Source organism: Hymenobacter sp. HDW8, from assembly GCF_011305775.1.
GTDB classification, from domain to species: domain Bacteria; phylum Bacteroidota; class Bacteroidia; order Cytophagales; family Hymenobacteraceae; genus Hymenobacter; species Hymenobacter radiodurans.
Genome location: NZ_CP049907.1, coordinates 4,538,894 through 4,557,305 on the forward strand (window position 1 = coordinate 4,538,894; position 18,412 = coordinate 4,557,305).

At 53.2% G+C, this 18,412-nt stretch carries 10 protein-coding genes; 3 read left to right on the forward strand and 7 right to left on the reverse strand.

Annotation, left to right across the window (positions count from 1 at the left end):
- Positions 1 to 115 precede the first annotated feature (115 nt).
- Positions 116 to 1,090: a YfiM family protein gene (locus G7064_RS19315; RefSeq protein WP_240935606.1), complete on the reverse strand. Its 975-nt coding sequence runs from the start codon at positions 1,088 to 1,090 to the stop codon at positions 116 to 118.
- 179 nt (positions 1,091 to 1,269) lie between these two features.
- Between G7064_RS19315 and G7064_RS19320 the strand changes: the two genes are divergently transcribed.
- Together G7064_RS19320 and G7064_RS22000 are read left to right on the forward strand one after the other, a co-directional pair.
- A complete protein-coding gene (locus G7064_RS19320; protein ID WP_205711147.1) occupies positions 1,270 to 3,342 on the forward strand; it encodes an alpha-amylase family glycosyl hydrolase in 2,073 nt (690 codons plus the stop codon).
- A 47-nt stretch (positions 3,343 to 3,389) separates the two neighbouring features.
- The gene (locus G7064_RS22000) at positions 3,390 to 4,145 is read left to right on the forward strand and encodes a T9SS type A sorting domain-containing protein (RefSeq protein ID WP_205711148.1); all 756 of its coding nucleotides are present in this window, start codon (positions 3,390 to 3,392) and stop codon (positions 4,143 to 4,145) included.
- A 73-nt stretch (positions 4,146 to 4,218) separates the two neighbouring features.
- On the opposite strand, the gene G7064_RS19325 is transcribed toward G7064_RS22000, so the two are convergent.
- The 6 genes from G7064_RS19325 to G7064_RS19350 form a co-directional block, all read right to left on the reverse strand.
- A complete protein-coding gene (locus G7064_RS19325; RefSeq protein WP_133273327.1) occupies positions 4,219 to 5,073 on the reverse strand; it encodes an N-acetylglucosamine kinase in 855 nt (284 codons plus the stop codon).
- A gap of 279 nt (positions 5,074 to 5,352) precedes the next feature.
- On the reverse strand, positions 5,353 to 6,450 hold the full coding sequence (locus G7064_RS19330) for a SusE domain-containing protein (RefSeq protein ID WP_166074881.1): 1,098 nt from the start codon (positions 6,448 to 6,450) through the stop codon (positions 5,353 to 5,355).
- A gap of 122 nt (positions 6,451 to 6,572) precedes the next feature.
- Entirely contained in the window at positions 6,573 to 8,171 is a 1,599-nt protein-coding gene (locus G7064_RS19335) for a RagB/SusD family nutrient uptake outer membrane protein (protein ID WP_166074882.1), read from the reverse strand.
- 21 nt (positions 8,172 to 8,192) lie between these two features.
- Positions 8,193 to 11,183, reverse strand: coding sequence for a SusC/RagA family TonB-linked outer membrane protein (locus G7064_RS19340; RefSeq protein ID WP_166074883.1), 2,991 nt, complete (start codon positions 11,181 to 11,183; stop codon positions 8,193 to 8,195).
- A 570-nt stretch (positions 11,184 to 11,753) separates the two neighbouring features.
- Positions 11,754 to 14,162: a glycoside hydrolase family 2 protein gene (locus G7064_RS19345; protein ID WP_166074884.1), complete on the reverse strand. Its 2,409-nt coding sequence runs from the start codon at positions 14,160 to 14,162 to the stop codon at positions 11,754 to 11,756.
- The gene (locus tag G7064_RS19350) at positions 14,080 to 16,758 is read right to left on the reverse strand and encodes a cellulase family glycosylhydrolase (RefSeq protein ID WP_166074886.1); all 2,679 of its coding nucleotides are present in this window, start codon (positions 16,756 to 16,758) and stop codon (positions 14,080 to 14,082) included. The genes G7064_RS19345 and G7064_RS19350 overlap by 83 nt, the downstream gene beginning before the upstream one ends.
- A 200-nt stretch (positions 16,759 to 16,958) precedes the next feature.
- Here G7064_RS19350 and G7064_RS19355 point away from each other — a divergent pair, with 200 nt between their 5' ends.
- Complete coding sequence (locus G7064_RS19355; RefSeq protein WP_166074887.1) at positions 16,959 to 18,140, forward strand: alpha/beta hydrolase-fold protein; 1,182 nt, start codon at positions 16,959 to 16,961, stop codon at positions 18,138 to 18,140.
- Positions 18,141 to 18,412: the final 272 nt, after the last annotated feature.

The window sequence follows — 18,412 nt, forward strand, 5'->3', positions numbered from 1 at the left end:
CTTCGTTTTTGAAGGCTTGCTAGGAAGAAATAGCTGGGACCAGAAGCCTTTTACTCGTAACGTGGGCCAGAAATGGACCCCGAGCCGATGAAGCCAGCTTCCAAGTGTAATTCTCTTAATAATATAGCCCGTGCACCACGAAACCCCGGCGAGAGTTATATTCTAAAGCGGGAGCGGGGAGGTGAAAAATGCTGGCCACATAAAACACGCGCTTCAAGAATTTACTGCGCGTGGGGATACGCATCAGGTTTATATCGAAGCTCAGATAATACTGCCGGTAATCATGGAGGCCCAAGGCAGCGTTGGCGGCAGAGTCGTTGTACACCATTTGCTGAGCGCCGTAGCCCACGGCAGGTTGCAGCCACTTGGGCCATTTGCTTTCCTGCGGTAGCCAAGCGGCTACGTCGGCGCAAAGCCAGTAAGTGTGGCCGTTATAGTCCTTCAGGTATTGCTCAGGCAAGCTTTTACCCAGCACATTGGGCCGAAGCGCTGCGTAGCGCGTGGTACGGAAGGAGTATTTAGGCATTATCCGAACCTCATTCCAGGCCAGTTGCTGGGCAATAAGTCCGGCGGAGCCCAGAAAATTGGCCCCCAGGTCGTAAGCCGAAGCGCCATACGCGGGGTCGCGGCCATCGAGCAGCTCTAGGGGACTTTGGAGCAGAAAGCCAACGAAGCCACCATACCACAGCGCTTTACGGTCAGGGACGCCCGCCCAGCGCAGCATATCCACTGCCCCGCGGCTTTCGTGAAAAGCCCCCCAGAAGTGTCCGGCCTTATCTACCTGCTTCCACTCGCGGCTATCATCGAACCAATGAAAGGAAGTGCGCTCGCCGGTGTACCAGCCCTTGCTCAATCCATAAACCAAGCCCGTGTAGCTCAGCGCCAGGCCGCCGGCCAAAATGGGAAGCCGACGGCTTAGGTGGGCCGAATCGGCAGGTTGGGTTGGCTGTAAGAGGGGAGAAGTAGGCGCTACTAAAGCCGAATCAGCGGAGCTTTGGGCCTGGCAAATGGCTGGCCGTAAACAGCTTATTACGAAGAGAGCCACCAGCCACCACCGGACTTCTGTAGAAAATCGAAAGAAAAGCGTCATGCGGAAGCAAATGGCCTCAGGAGCCGGAACCATCAAAGCTACAAACAAATGCGTGCGCCTGTGGACTAAGCTAAACAGTTCGTTGTGTACCTTTATTCTTCTGGCTTACTCATCCTGAATAAAATAAAGCCCAGTGCTCAGTTCGGCTTTCCTGACGTCCCACCATCAATCCATTATTAATGAAGAAACTTCGACTTTTATTTAGCCTGCTTGTGCTATTTACCGGGCTGCCCGCCGCGTACGGCCAGGTAACAACTCAGCCCTCCACTTTTCTGGCATCAGAGCCGGTTACTATCATTTTCAATGCTACTCAGGGCAATGGGGAGCTAGCCAACTTTACCGGCGACGTTTACATCTGGACCGGGGTAGTGACTGACAGTCCTACGGGCACTACCTGGACCAATGTAAAAAGCCCTGCTTTCAATCAGGCCGACGCGGCGGCGAAGATGACGCGCTCCGCCACCAATGCCAACATTTACACTATCACCTTCACGCCCAATACCTTCTATCCCATTGCGGCCGGCACTAAAATTTACCGGTTGGGCATGATCTTTAAAAATGCGGATGGTAGTAAGGTAGGGCGCGGTCCGGGAGGCGACATCTTCGTGGACGTAGCCCAGAACAAGTTTAATCTGCGCTTTACGGCCCCCACAGGAGCGGGGGGCAATTTCTTCGTGCTTAACGCACCCACCACGGTTACCGGCACGTCCGCCCTGCCCGCCACGCTGGCTCTGTTCCTGAACGGAGTTCAGGTTGGCGCATCGGAGCCTAATGCTACCTCTATTTCCCGAACCGTAACGCTAACCCAAGCTGGTGCCAACGTGCTTCGCCTCACGGCCACCGACGCTACTGTCTCCGCTGAAACAGAGCTAACGGTGCAGACCCGTGAGGCGGTAACCACAGCACCCTTGCCTGCCGGAGCCAAGAAAGATGGGGCCACGTACCTGAACGGTGGCACTTCTGTCATCCTGAGCCTGACGGCGCCCAACAAGCAGTTTGTTCACGCCATTGGTGACTTCAACGACTGGCAGTCCAGCGCGGCATCGGCGCTGAAGCGCACGCCCGTGAGTGCCACCGATAATGCTCCGGACAATAGCAGCAATGGTCGCTGGTGGATTCAGATTGACAATCTCACTCCCGGCCGCGAATATGCCTATCAGTACCTAGTAGATGGGAACCTGCGCATTGCTGACCCCTACACACAAAAGGTGTTAGACCCTAACAATGACCGTTTTATCCCGGATGCAACGTTCCCCACGGCTCGCCTCCAGTACCCCACGGGTAAGACGACTGGCATCGTGTCAACCTTCCAGTCGGGACAGCCAGAGTATCAATGGCAGGTAACAAATTTTCAGAAGCCCAAGCGTACGGATCTGGTAGTGTATGAGCTGTTGGTGCGTGATTTTATTGCCCGCCACGATTACAAAACTCTTACTGATACGCTTACCTACTTGCAGCGTCTGGGCGTGAATGCCATTGAGCTAATGCCCATCAATGAGTTTGAGGGTAACGAAAGCTGGGGCTATAATCCTTCGTTTTACTTTACTCCCGACAAATACTACGGTACCAAAGACGACCTGAAGCGCTTCGTAGACGAGTGCCACAAGCGTGGCATTGCCGTTATCGTGGATATGGTGCTGAACCACTCATTTGGGCAGTCGCCGATGGCACAGCTGTATTTTGCGGGCGGCAAGCCGACGGCCGATAGTCCGTGGTTTAATCCGGATGCCACGCACCCTTTCAACGTAGGCTACGACTTCAATCACGAAAGTCCCTTCACGAAGTATTTTGTGGAGCAGGTAAATGCGTTCTGGCTCCAGGAATACCGCATTGATGGCTACCGTTACGACTTATCAAAAGGCTTCACGCAACGCAATAACCCTACAGATGTAGGTGCCTGGAGCCGCCGCGACGACTCGCGCATTGCCATCTGGAAGAATATATACGACCAGCTTCGCACCATCGATCCTAACGTGTACTGCATCTTGGAGCACCTGAGCGATAACGACGAGGAGAAAATATTAGCCGACTACGGGATGATGCTATGGGGCAAAATGACGGATAAATACAACGAGGCTACTATGGGCTACAATACCGGCGACAAGTCGGATTTTAGTGCTACGTACTACCGCAACCGCAACTGGGAGCAGCCGCACTTGGTGAGCTACATGGAAAGCCACGATGAGGAGCGTTTGGTGTACAAAAACCTGTCATTCGGGCGGCCACCGCTACGCACAATACCAAGGACCTGAATGTAGCGCTGGCTCGTCAGGAAGCGGCAGCGGCTTTCTTCTTTACTGTGCCGGGCCCGAAAATGGTGTGGCAATTTGGGGAGTTAGGCTACGACTTTGCCATCAACCGCTGCCCTGATGGCACTAATAGCAACGACTGCAGGACGGCCAACAAGCCCATCCGCTGGGATTATCGTGATGTGCAGGAGCGGCGCAAGCTGTATAATGTGTATGCCAGCCTGATTGCGCTGAAAAAGAACGAGCCAGTTTTCGAAACCACCAATTTTACCCAGAATGTAGTGGGGGCCGTGAAAACCATCCATTTGCAGGATGACAACCTGAAGGTAACCGTGGTGGGTAACTTTGATATTGTACCTCAGGTAGTTAATCCACAGTTTCAGCAAACTGGTACCTGGTATAACTACCTTACTGGGGCTACGCTCAGCGTGACAAACCCCACAGCTAACCTGACTTTACAGCCTGGCGAATACGCCGTGTATACCTCACGCCTGATCAATCGGCCAACCAACGTGCTGGCTGCCCGCGGCCCTCGCAACACAACGGCTCTGCGCCTGACGGCCGCGCCTAATCCGGCGGCCACTACGGCTACGCTTAGCTACGAGCTGACGACGGCTGCTCCCGTTACCGTTTCAATTACGAACCTGATGGGAGCTACGGTGCGCACTCTGCCTACCACTTCCCGGCAGGCCATCGGTGCGCATGAGCTACCCCTTTCTCTCAAGGGGTTGGCTAACGGCGTATACCTAGTGCGGGTGAGCACCGGCAATCAAATTCAGACAACGCGCCTGGTTGTACAGCACTAAAAAAGCCCCCCAGCGCCCAACAAAAAAGCAGTTCCGATTTCGGAGCTGCTTTTTTGTTAAATGAAGGCGAGAATTAAGCCTGCTTAGTAAGAATGGTGTGGTAGTCTACCAGATCATCGATAGGGGAGCGGATGATTTTGCCCACTTCCATATCGTAGCTTTTGGCCACCTGAATCAGGGCATCGCGGAAGTTGTAGCCCACCGAGCCAATGCAGTTGAACGTATGATCCTGGTAATTAGGATACTTGGTTACGATATTATCGAAGAAAGCCTTGAAGCCTTCCACCACTATTTCGCGGCAGTAGCTCACGTTATTATGGTCGTAGGCGTACTTGCCGAAACTGGCCAGGAAGCGGTTAGGCAAGGGCTTGTTATAAAGCCGGTCCAAAACCTCATCGCGGGTGAGGCCATACGTTTCGCGAAAGTTCTCTTGTAAGCCATCAGGCAGCAGGCCCCGCAGATAGTCGCGCAACAGGCGCTTGCCGATGTAGGAGCCGCTGCCCTCGTCACCCAGGAAATAGCCGAGCGAATCGACGCTCATGGCTACGTCTTTGCCGTCGTAGATGCAGGAGTTGGTGCCCGTACCCAAGATGGCCGCAAAGCCTGGCTTGATCCCCAACAGGGCCCGCGCCGCCGCCAGCAGGTCATGGTCGACTACGACTTTGGCCTGCGTAAACACAGCCCGCATGGCCGCCGCTACTATCTCCGCTTTCTTCGCCGACGAAACCCCCGCCCCATAGTAGTGCACCTCAGTCACCTTATCTAGCTCCAGCGTGTCGGGAAGGCTTTTCTGCAGAGAAGCTTGGATTCCTTCCGTACCAATAAAATCTGGGTTGTAACCTTCCGTATTAAATTGGATGCGGGTACCCGCGTCGTCAATGAGGCACCAGTTGGTTTTAGTGGAGCCGCCGTCGGCAATGATTATCATAGAAGAAGTAGTCTGAGAAAGGGATGGTAAGATCGGGAAATGAGCTAGCTACCGTCGCAGTGCCCGGAGCAGCAGAAGCGAAGCACGGAAAAGAATTTGGTAGATGAAAGCATTGCGCTGGATTAGCATCGTTTGACCGATAATCCACCGGGGGGCTTTTTTACAAAAAAGCCCCCCGACGCTGTGCAACTTGGGTAACTGGTCTGTAAGGTGGTGATGCAAAAAAGGCCGCTGCGATGCAGCGGCCTTTTAAGAATGGTAGATAGAAGTAAGCCTACCTTAGTTCTTCTTCAGCGTGTACGTGTAGTTGCCAGCTCCTTTGCTAAGGTCCAGCGTGATGGTGTAGTTGCCAGCGCTAGGTACTTTGATGTTGTCGGCGCCGGATTCCAGCAAGCCGTCGCCACCCTTATCACCGTAGTTCAGATCCCAGCCATTGTTAGCGCGGAACTTAATTTCACCGTCCTGCGAAAGAGCCGTGGTGATAGTCCAAACGCCTTGGATAGGGTCGTAAGTCATGGGCGTCTCATTATCCCAGCCTTTAGCAGTACCCGAGCCGATTACAGCCCAAGTAGTTTTGGTAGCTGACCACTTCAGCGTTTCAGTGTTTGCTTTCAGCCAGTAATAGCCTGGTTCAGATACCTCTAAGTCGCCGGCACCGCCATCGGTTGATAGGTCAGTAGCGCTAGCGCCCTTACCATAGTTGACGTCATCCCAAGCGGGTTTGCTGGTAAACTTGAACTTCAGCTTATCAGCCGATGGGAAATAGATGTACCCTTCATAGGTCTTCTTGTTGTCCTTGTCGCCCGAAGCAATTGCAGGGGCTTTGTCGGGAGCCCAGCCTTGGTAAGCACCAGGTACCCAAAGAGATGGGTAAACGATAGCGGCATTGGCGTTATAAGGCTTGCCTGCCAACGTAGTTACGGCCGAGTATTTAGCCATAGCATCGGCAGTAGGGCTGGTGCCCAAGGCGGCTTTCGCGCGTACTTCCAGCTCAATAGGGCTGAACTCTTTAGTTTTAGCATCCTGCACCGCCCCCATCTCAATCATCAGACTGTTGATTTCGGAAACAGTGAAGGTTTTGGTTAGTGCTGAGCCTGTCTGATAGGTTTTTGCACCAGCAAAGTCATTGCCTTTCTTGGCAACTTCCAGCGTGTAAGAAACCACTTCTCCCAAGTAACCGAAGGAAACGGGAGTCCAGGAATAGACAACATATGTCTTGTCCTTGTCATCCAGGGTCAGCGGTACGTTAGTAGAAACGGTGGTGAGCGTGGTCTCTCTGCCAGGCTTGGCAACTACCTGCTCCTCATCCTTTTCGCAGGAAGAAAGCAGCGTTACGGCCATGCAAAGACCCAAGATTTGGGTAAGCCAGTTTTTCATTTGTAGAGAAGTTAAATTTTTTGAAGAGGGTGGGAAGGTCACTACCGAATACCTGATGCTGGACTCAACTTTATGCTGGGGCTCAGCATCAGGTATTCAGATAAGTAACTTCATCTAAACGCTTAGTAGCCAGGATTCTGCTTAAGCGTGGGGTTAGCGGTAAGATCAGAAGAAGGAATAGGGTACAGATTGAGAGCTTCCGAAACCGGACGACCCTGAAGTACACCACCTTTCCATGGCCACACGTAGTTGGCGCTAGGACCAGCAAAGCGGCCAAAGCGGATCAGGTCGGTGCGGCGATAGCACTCCATGTACAATTCGCGAGCCCGCTCATCCAACAGGAAATCCAGAGTTAACTGGCTGCCGGTAATATTGGAAGCCTTGGCCCGCTGACGCACGCGGTTTACATAGGTGAGTGCCTCGGTCTGACTGCCGCCGCTGCGCAAAAGTGCTTCGGCGTACATCAAATACACGTCGCCTAAGCGGAACAGGGGGAAGTCAGTATCGGGGTGGTCACCGCCGGTATCAGAGCCTTTCACGCCCGTGGAGCTCACATTGCGGTACTTCTGCAGAGCGTAGCCATCGGTAAAGGTGAAAATGTCATTGTTCTCACGCTTTTGGCCATCCGTTACAAAGTTGGCGGCCCGCTGGTCTGTAGCACCCGTCAGGTCGGGAAACTTGTCAGCCAAGGTAGACTTAGCCCGGTATCCTGACCAGCCTCCGTTAATGCCATAAGCTGCGGCATCCATGGAGCCACCCACACCAGCGTGTACAAGGAAGGTCATGCCACCGAAAGTCTTGGTGCGCAAACCATCGAAGGTAACTGGGAAGATGATCTCCGAAGCAGCAACCGTATTGTTATCGGTTACGAACAGATTACGGTAAGTAGGGGTCAGGCTGTAGCCTGAATCGATTACTTTTTTAGCGTAAGTAGCAGCTTCAGCGAACTTAGGCTGGCCCGTATATACCTGAGCATTTAGGTAAAGCTTCGCTAGCAGGGTTTGCGCAGCACCCCGGTCGGCACGACCGTACTGGTTTTGGCGGGCTGCCGCTAACTCAGGTTCAATAGCAAGCAGTTCCGACTCAACATAGCTGAATAGCTCAGCACGCGTTGTTTGCTTGGGCATGAAAGCACCTACCGGATCATTCTCCGTTACGAAGGGCACATTGCCATACATATCGAGCGCGTGGAAATAGCTCAGTGCCCGCAGGAAGCGAGCTTCGGCGCGATACTGTTTTACATTTTCCAGTACCGTGCCCGACACCCCACGTCCGCTGAGTTTTTCATCCGTGGTTTCACGAATGAACTCGTTGCAGATTGTGATTTGATAGAAAATACGGTTGTACATGGTGCGCACAAACGTATTGCTCGGCGTCCAAGTCAAACGATTCAGATCGGGGAGGTCACCGTCATTCCACGCAATAATGGCCTCATCTGTTGGCAACTCTTGGGTGAACCAGTACATGCGCAGGTAAGGAGAGGTGCCCTCATCAAAGCCCCGCAAGTCGGGTGCGCCGCTGGGGCCCTGCTGACCACTTACTGCCAAGCCAGAATACAGCTTGGCGAGAACAGCCTCGTAATTGGCAGGGTCAGTATAAACCAGGGCAGAGGTAGGATCAAATTCAGGCTCCCGGTCGAGGTCTTTTACGCAAGACGAAAGGCCAAGCGTGGAGGTAGTAACCGTGAAGGCTAATAGGCTCCTTATGAGTAGGTTTTTCATTATTTAGGAAGTACGAACTATTTAGAAGCCCAGATTTAGACCAACAGTAAAGGTGCGTGGACGAGGATAGAAGTTCCGGTCGATGCCGTTGAAAATCTCGGGATCCAAGCCTTGGTAATCGCTGATAACGAATAGGTTCTGAACAGCGAAGGTCAGGCCAAAGTTTAGCTTTTCATTGAAAAAACGTCCACCATTATATCCCAGCGTGATGTTGTCCATGCGCACGAACGAGGCGTTCTCTACATAGTAATCTGAGAAGAACTGGTTATTGGCAAAATTGGTCTCCAACACGTTCTCAGATACGTTGCCAAGGAAGTTGTTTGGGTCAAACAGACCACGATACGTACCCCGGTCGGAATACACGTTGTTGTACACGTAGTTATCGAGGTAGCTACGCAGTGTGAACGACAGATTGAACTTCTGGTACGATACATTAGAGCTCAAGCCCAAGGTAGTCTTAGGGTTGGAGGACTTGTAGCGGTACTTGTCCAGCTCCGTCACTTGACCGTCACCGTTCAAGTCGGCATATACGCCTTCCAACGGCGCACCTTCCGTATTATATACCTGCTTGTACACGTAGAACGAGTTAGCGGGGTAACCCACAGAGTTGATCTGAATCCGGTTGCCAGTACCACCCGAAATGTCCCCCACCAGATACCCGGCGAAGTTGGGGTCATTTACGTCGTTCAGGCTGGTGATTTTGTTCTCATTGTAGGCCACGTTGAAGTTGACACTCCAGTTGAAATTCTCGGAGCGAACAGGCACCAAGTTCAGTGCTACTTCAATGCCACGGTTCTCCAGACTGCCGATGTTGCGGGCAAACTCGTTGATGAGGTTAGAGCCAGCGGGCAGGGCTACTACAGCCAGCAGGTCTTCTGTGTTACGCTTATACACATCAATCGAGCCCGAGATACGGTCATCCAGAATGCCATAGTCGAGGCCGGCATTGTAGGTGGTCGTTTCTTCCCATTTCAGGTCGCGGTTGTAGCCTTCAGGGCGTAGCGTCGACACGAAGCGGGGCGTTCCATCAGGGTTGTAGCCAACCTGGATTTGGGTGTTCAAGTCACCTTGGGTGTAACGAGCCAAGAAAGGGTAGTTACCCACGGCTGTTTCCAGATCCTGTTGACCTGTAATGCCATAGCCACCACGCAGCTTAAGCTGGGAGAGAACGTTTACGTCCTTGAGGAAGGCTTCTTCTTTGATGTTCCAGGCAAGTCCCAAGGCAGGGAAGTAGCCAAACTGGTTGTTGTCCACAAAACGGGAAGTACCATCAGCACGAAGCGTAGCCGTGGCGCTGTAGCGGTCTTTCAGGCTATACACGGCGCGGCCGAAGAAAGAAACCAGCGTGTTCTGCGTTTTGAAAGGGAAAGGGAAAGGAGCCGGAGCGAACTGAGTCCGGTCTTCGCGAAGATCAGCGAAGCGGGGCTCTTCCCGAATGAAGTCCTGGTAAGAATAGCCCCCCGTGAGGTCGAGGCGGCTGCTACCAAAAGCCTTGACGTAGTTCAGATAGAAGTCAAGTAGCTTGTTGTAGCGGTCCTGAGCGTACTGGTTGTTTTCACCGCCGCGGGTGAACGAGCGAGCCGCAATAGCTGGAACAAAGCGAGTGCCTTCGCTGGAAGAGCGGTCCATACCCAAATTCAATACGGCGCGCAGATCGGGCAAGAAAGGTAGGCGGTAATCGAGCTGTACGTTGCCGATGAAGCGGTCAACGGTAGCCTCATCGCGGCGCTGCTCCAGCAAGGCTAGCGGGTTGCGGGTAGCAGTAGGAATAGGGTTGCCGCTTGGCTGAGCCCACTCGAAATAGCCGCCGAAAGCGTCGCCCGTAACGGGCTTTGTAGGGTCAAAATTGGTAGCAGCTCCGATGGCTCCTTCATCGGCGAAGAAGCTGTTTGCACGGCTGCCTTTCGCGTTTATGGTCAGGCGAAGGTTATCGTTGAGCAATACGGGCGTGAGGCTGATGGAACCCGTAATACGCTCTAGGTTGCTGGTTCTCAAGATACCATCTTGGTTCAGGTAACCCGCTGAAACCCGGAAGGGTAGTTTCTTCCAAGCTCCCGTTAGGCTGATATTATTGTCGTAGGTAGAAGCCGATTGGAAAATCACATCCTGCCAATCGGTACTGGCCGCTCCTACCAATGCCTTCTGTGTTTCATTGCCCCGCTCATTCACGACAGCGCGAAACTGGTCAGCGGAGAGAACATTGATTTCGTTTACTTTCTTCGAGCGTGAGTACTGGGTGCTGAATGTAACGGTCAGCTTCTCACCCTCTAAGCCTTTTTTAGTCGTTATGATGATAACACCATTGGAAGCGCGTGAACCGTAGATGGCGGTGGCTGAAGCGTCTTTTAGTACGGTGTAGGTTTCAATATCATTTGGGTTGATGGTGCTCAGAGGGCTGGCCGCGCCGCTGATGCTGTTACCATCAATTGGTACACCATCGATGATAATGAGGGGTTCGTTGGTAGCGTTCAACGAAGCACCACCCCGAATGCGGATGTTGCTGTTTGAGCCCGGAGCGCCACCGCCCGTCGTGATTTGCACACCGGCTACTTTACCATTGATGAGCTGCTCGGGGTTAGTGATTTGCCCCTGCACGAAGTCTTTAGAGTCAACGGTCGCTACGGAGCCCGTCACGTCCTGCCGACGCTGGGTACCATAACCTACTACTACTGCCTCGTTGAGCAGGGTAGTATTTTCGCCTAGGGTCGCGTTCAATTCGGTGTTTTGCCCTGCTGTAATGGCAAACGGCAAACGCTTCGTGGTGTATCCGATAAAGGATACGACCAAGGTTTGCTGGCCCGCCGGCACGTTTTGAATAGAGAAAGTACCATCAGCATTAGTGGAGTTACCTAGGGACGTACCCTCAACCAGTACAGTCACGCCGGGTAATCCTTGACTCTGTTCGTCCAATACCCGACCACTCACGGAGCCGGTCTGAGCGAACGCGCCGGTAAAACCGGCACAGATGAACAAGAGGAGAAACAATAGTTTCGCCAAGTAAGGGTGTTTCATTGAAAAAATGTTTGAGGTGGGAATAAACAAGCCGGCTAAGCCGGGTAAGCAAAAAGGCGTGCGATGAAGTGAGGAACTGATATAGCCGGCGGACTAAAAAATTCAGCACTAATCATTTCAACCACACATTCTAAAATGGTGAAAAAACTGCGCAATTTAAAGTTTTGACGTTAAAAAATGCAATTAATTTATTCATAGAAAAAGAGAAAGAAATTGTTAATACTTAATATACCGGTGAAGGATATACTTCAGTGTTAGATGGCCATAGTGGCATTAGAAACACCTTTTTGCTACAATACAGTGAATAAAATAGGCCTTCTCACTTATGAATAGACATTTTCTTGACTTACATCCTTTTTCTATAAGGTTAAGCTGCCGTATTGTATAAAAAACACAATCGATAATTCTTTTTGTCAACCATATATATGACAGGCTAAATCATAGAAAAAATAAATACTTCTGATCGGAAGAAAATTAGAAGTTGAATGACACTAGCTTCTATCATTCCTGTTTTTTACACAAACGCTTGTGTAGAACATGTCTTACTATCTATCACCGGGTTAAAATCTTTTATTGGGTCTTAAGCGTGAGCGTGTTAGCAGTTAAGCTAGCCGCAGTAGCTGTGAGTTGTGCTGTTCCCTGTTGGGGGGGCATTTTTAGCAGAATAGTGGCAACCCCGGCTTCTGCTCTCACCGGATTATCGCCAATCAGCTCGCCGCCTTTTGTGGTGAAGCGCACCGAATGAATCGCATCTGGTACAACCGTACCGTTTTCGTCTACTACAGAGGCATACACGAAAACGGCGTCATTCTGACCGGCTGCCAGATCTTTGCCGTGCCGGGCATACGTAAGCTTCAGACTTTTGGCAGCGCCCGACGTGCGGCGCTCAGTTTGGGCCGCCGACTTGCCTTTGTAGTAACCTACGGCTCGCAAGGTACCCGGCGTGTAAGCGGGAAGCGTGAAGGTGAACGGCGGATGCGGTAGCTGATCAGAAAAATTGTTCTTATCCGGCCGCTGGCGGGCTATTACCTTACCGTTGAGCGACAATTCTACTTCGTCGCAATTGCTGTACACCACTACTTGCTTGCTGGAAGTTGGCTGCCAATAGTTGGCGATGTATACCATGGGTTTACCGAAGCCGTGGGGGACATTTATGGGGCCATATTGGCTCTGGTAGAAGTAGTAAGCAAACTTCGGTAGGCGGAAAATGTCGGCTACGCCGGATGACTCAATATCAGGGGCATAGCCGCGCTTGTAGTCAAACATCAGCCAGTTGGCATCACCCATGGCGGGGCTGCGGTAGTTGTCGTTGTGAGCTTCCTGGAAGTTAAGGGCTTGTTGGGCCAATGCTCGCTCGCCCTGCCCGCGCAACTGGCGCGAGGTGCGCTCCGATTCTTTCAGGCCTGCGTAGGCAGTCTGATTGAAGCCAGCATTGTGGGCATAATATTCCCAGTCGCCGTATTCACACAGAAACAGGGGTTTTTTGCCGTCGTACTTATTCCAGTAATCGGGGGCTTTACGGTGCTGGCGGGCGGGAATAAATACATCGTAAGCGTAGTCCATCCAGCCGCAGGTGTACACGCCTTCCTTCCAGGGTAGCTCCTCGTGCACGGCCGCGTGGGTTTGCTCCATATAGGGCTTGCTCATGTCGGTTTCATTCAACGACGACTCCCAGAGCACGATGCTGGGGTGGTTACGGTCGCGCCGCACCATGTCGCGCACGTCCTGCAGGCTGTTTTTCTGGAAATCAGCGTCGCCAAAAAACTGCCAGCCCGGAATCGAGTTCATCACCAGAATTCCTAACTCGTCGCAAGCATTCAGAAATGCCGGAGAGGGCGGATAGTGGGAGCAGCGCACGAAGTTGAATCCTGCCTCCCGGATCTGCCACGCGTCGCGGTACTGCGCGTTGTCCGATAAGGCGTAACCCAGATAAGGATATTCCTGGTGGCGGTTGGTGCCGCGTAAACGCAGTTTTTGGCCGTTTAAGTAAAAACCATCAGTGGCAAAGCGAATGGTCCGTACGCCGGTTTTAACTTCCTTGCGGTCAATGACTTCGCTGTTGCGTAGCACTTCCACCATCAAACGATACAGATACGGGGTTTCCGGCGACCACAACTGCGGCTTCGCAATTGAAAGCTGCTGGTTGACTTTCCCAAAAGCACCGGCGGCAATAGTGGATTCTTGATTCTCCGTCTTGCCTACCGCGGCGCCTTTGGCGTCGAGCAAAGTAGCACGTACTTGCACCTTCTGCGCTTCGGCAGCATCATTCTGCACATCGGTTTGCACCTGTAGCGTCGCTGACTGCGGACTTACGTTTTCGTAGTGCAACAAAATGCCGCCACCCGCTGGCCGTCCGGCTTGTATGGGGTCGGTGATGTATACTTTATCCTGAACTAACAGTTGAACCGAGCGGTAGAGGCCACTGTAGAAGTTGAAATCTAGGTCCTTGAGGGGTTTGCCGGGCGGCACATCGGGGTTGTCCTGATTATTAAGTCTTACCACCAAACAGTTCTCCTCACCGAACTTGAGCTGACGGGAAATGTCTACCGTGAAGGGCAAATAGCCCCCCAGGTGCCGCTGGAGCCGCTTGCCATTCAGATACACATCGGCCGTGTGCATGGCCGCCCCGAAATGTAGGGCTACTCGCTTAGTGGAATCGGCGGCGGCTACTTGGAAAAACTTGCGGTAGAAGCAGGTGCCTTGCCACTGCTTTTTATCGGTGACAACAGGCTCAATTTGGGCAGTATGCGGCAACGATACGGCGGTCCACTGTGCCGCGCTATCGGCTGTTTTGGCAAAAAGAGAGGTGGTGACAACTGTATCAATGTCTTTGACAAACTGCCAGTCCTGGTTGAAGTCAACGGCTGGAGCTACGCTTTGGGGCTTGTCGGGTCGGTTACACTGACTTAGCGCGGCAACCAACAAAAAGCCTGCGCCGAGGCGTGAAAGAACCGGTGAGAGCGTCGGGATAGAAAACATGCAGCTTATTGTAAAGAGACTGATTCGAGATCAACGTGCAGCTGACCATTGGCCGGCGCAGCGCCTTGTACCACCACTTGCAACACCTCAGCGTCGGGGAGCTTAAATGCCGACTGGGGGCAAATTCATGCGTAAGCGGCAGAAAACCGGGGTAGGGGCGAGGCAGCAGCAGGAGCGCATCGGGACGGAAGGCAGAAAGCGGAATTCGCACTTCTTGCATTTCGGCGCCGAGCTGTACGGTAGCAGCGTAGGCCGCCGCGTCTTTGGTTTGGAGCACCACTTTCACGGTGGTTGCGGGCTGATTAGCGCGGCCCTTAACCACTACTTCTTTAAAGCTGGCCAACTCTGTAGCACGTCCCGCCAACTTGTGACCAAAGTAAGCCCGCAAAGCCGTCTTCGGACCAGTCGGTGCCGCTGATTTCAATTTATCGGGCTGCCCTACAACCAGTCGCAAAGCCAGTTCGCCAGTCGGTGTCGTGACGTAATCTGTCCAGTTGGTAGAAGCAAGGCCGCGCGCTTCTACATGGTCCTTATCTAGGGCCGCGGTAAAGAGGGGCAAAGGCGCACCTGCCGCCACAATGGGCACAGCGTAATTCTCGGCGTGATAATAATCCCAGTCGCGGGGCTGGCCTGTGAAACCGCCGGGAAACGTCAGCGCCTGCTGCCCTTTGCGCAGCACAATCCAGTAGCGCAACAAGCCCGGATACGCTAGCTCGGCGGGCACCGTAGCCTCGACCGTTGCATAGCTAGTAGTAGTCATGGCCAATGTTTGGGTGCGACCATAGTAATGCTGCGCCACCAGAAAAACGCTGTCCTGCGGCTCGGCTCCGGTGAGGCGAGCCGTAATGCGAACTGGTTGCCCCGCCGAAACTTGCGCCGTCGGCGTGTGCAGTACCTGAGGGGCAATTTTGGTATGAGCAGGAGCTGCAAACTCGCCTAGCTTAATCTGATTGAAAGCAGTTTGGGCCGTATAGCGACTGGTCGATTTGCCCCCCGCCGCCAGCAGATACACGCCGGGCCGCACGGTGGCGCGCCCATCACTTGCCTGCGTTTGCGTGGTGTTGTCTTCATTCAGGCCGCGTAGGGAAAAATTGCCCCCCAGCTCGGCTAGCGTGATTTGCAGTGGCTGGTCGTTCCACAAAATCTGCGTGACGGGCTTGCTCAACGAGGCTTTTTCGAACGGGTCGCGGATGGGCACGGCATCGGGCATTACTTCCAAGCGCCATACGCCCGCGGCCAACCGATCGAGGAAGTAGGCACCGGTGCCGCCGTAGTTTACAATTGGCGAAGAGCCAACGCCCGCTACATGGCGCAAACTGGCGGCCTTTTTCGGTTGGGTGTTCGTGGAGGAAGTATGGTAGAACTCCTCCGGTGTGTTCATCTCGCTGAGCTGTTGCCGGTAGCTTGCCCGAAACGCATCGAACACCGAGTCGGCCGGGTAGTTGGGAAACGACTGGCTCCGGCCCACGCGGTGAAACACTTTGGACGCAATCAGCAGGCTCAGGGCCTTGGCTGGCGTGTACGCCAGGTTCAGGTAATGCGTCTGGTACTCCGTGTTGGCAAAGGCAATAGCCATCGGGTCGTAGGCAAACTGCGTGGCCCACTGAAAACCAGCTTCCCGGAAGCTGCGCGCCATAAACGGGTACATCACCGGCTGAAGTATGTCGGCCGACTCGAATTCGTACACCATCTTGGCCTTGCTAGTGAAGCGCTTATCGGTGCGAAATGGAATCGGATAGTGGTCCACGTACGGCAGGAAGTTGCCGCGCAATGCGTGTCCGCTCACCAAGCCCTGCGGGTACCACTGAAAGGTGACGCCATCCACCTTCGCGTCCAGAATGGCATCGTACACGTCTGGGCTTTCGGCAATGTTGTAAAACACCGGCTTGCGGCAGCCGGTGGCGCGAATGGCTTGGGCCATGCGGTTAGCGAAGGCTGTTACGCGCGCCTCAGGCTTGCTGTATTTTGGTTCATTGCAAACCTCGTAGGCGATGATATCCGGGTCTTCGCGGTTGAGTAGCTTGGTGTACAGATTGCGATGATTCAGAAACTGCGTCAGATACCGTTCCTGGGCCAGTATTGCCCGTGGATTGGTGTAGGCTTGAGCTTTGGAGTAAATGCTGGAAAAGCCCGTGCCGGTGTCGGGCTCCGGGTAACCATTATTCCAGTAAGCAATCGGCGTCAGAATAATCTTAATGCCGCGCTGCTTGAGTTCAGCCACCAGAAAATCGAGTAGTTTGAGGTGCTCATTTTCCTGCAAATTGCCGAGTGTATCCGTGATTTCCACATCCCACACATGGACGCGAAACGCATCCAGACCCAACCGCGACAGGTGGTACACATCCTGCCTGATGGCTTGCTCGTGCGCAGCGCCCACGCGCTGGTGAGCCCGGTAAGCGTGGGCAAACGGGGTAGTATAGTTTACGCCAAATAAGGCTACCTCTTTCTTCGTTTTCTGCCACCGCAACACGCCTTGCTTGTCTACAAATACGTCGCCCTCCGGCCGGCGGATAGCTTCTTGCGCTAGTGCTGGGGTGAGGAAGGCATCACTCCAGAGTAGAAGAAAGAGTAGGAAGCAGCGTAAATAAGTATGCATAAAGTGGACATTATCAGCTCATAACAAAACCGCAGATAGCGCTATTTTGGCTGTTTTGCGCAAACGATTGCGTTGCAAAGGTAGGGCATTATTCTATTTCGGCGTGGTATAAAAACGGGACGATACGGTAGCCTTATCTTTACCAATTACTTAAGCTCGACGCCACGAACATCTTCGGGCGCCGACAATACTCTTTTTGCATGCGTCTTCCTTCCTTATCACTCAGCTTGCTCTTGTGCGCAGGCTCTCTACAGGCCCAGGTTACGCTGCGCGTTGACCACGTACCAGCCAATACACCCACCGATGCCGTGCTGTATGTGGCGGGCTCTTTCAATAATTGGAACCCCAAAAATGCCCCCCACGCGCTTACCAAAAATGCGGATGGCAGCTACCAGGTGATTTTGCCTCCCAGCACCGGTAATTTCGAGTACAAATTCACGCGTGGCACCTGGGAAACGGTAGAAACTGATGCTGCCAACAAAGCCGTCGAGAATCGGCGTTATTCGGCTGCCGCGGGCAAAACGGTCACGCACGTAATCAGCAATTGGCAGGATCTGGCGGGTGGCGCACCCGTGAAACAGCACACACTGACTCCTAATGTGACTGTGCTGACCGACTCGTTTGCTATTTCTCAGCTCAACCGAAAGCGGCGCGTGTGGGTGTATCTGCCCAACGACTACGCCACCAGCAACCGGCGCTACCCTGTACTGTATCTGCACGATGGCCAGAATGTCTTCGATGAATTTACGGGCTTCAGCGGTGAGTGGGGCGTGGACGAAACCTTGCGTCAGCTGCAACTAGCTGAGCAAGATGCAGGCTGCATTGTGGTAGCCGTGGACCACGGCGGCGACACACGCCTCGATGAGCTTTCGCCGTGGCGTAATGCAAAGTATGGTGGCGGGCAGGGCGATGCCTATCTCGATTTTATGGTGCAATCTCTTAAGCCGCACATTGATGCAAAGTATCGCACCTTACAGAATCGTCAACATACGGGTATAGCCGGTTCTTCCATGGGTGGCCTAATTTCGTTATATGCGGGCTTAAAATATCCCCGAGTGTTCAGCAAAATCGGGGTGTTTTCGCCGGCTTTGTGGTTCGCGCAGGATTCTATTTTTGCCTACGTGCGCCGCACTAAAGTGCGGAAACCCGTGCAGTTTTACTTAGTCGCTGGCGAACAGGAAAGCGTGACAATGGTGCCGCTGATGGCTGCCATGCGGGATTCTTTGCGAAAAGCTGGAGTGAAGACCGCGACCATCAGCTACCACACTGTGCCGGATGGCAAGCACGCCGAGTGGTTTTGGCGGCGCGAGTTTCCAGCGGCTTATCAGTGGCTATACCAATCGAATGCGCCGGGGGGCAAAAATGCGCGTGCAAAGCAATGACCTTGAGCAGGCTGTGGCGTTGGCGATTTAAAAATTACTTGCGCAGTGTGAGTTCGCCCGTATATTTGCGACACAAACGCCTTTACTCAGTGGCAATGAATTTCTCAATGACTTCGCAAGCATGGTGGTGGCCTCTCCGAAACTCCGGACGGGAAAACCTGTGCGTGCGGTAAGGTCATTTGTAAATAGAACCTCGCATCGAACATAAAGGAAAGCCCGGCCACCCGCCGGGCTTTTTTGTTTCCCGGTGGACCAAAACAGAAGGCATCGCT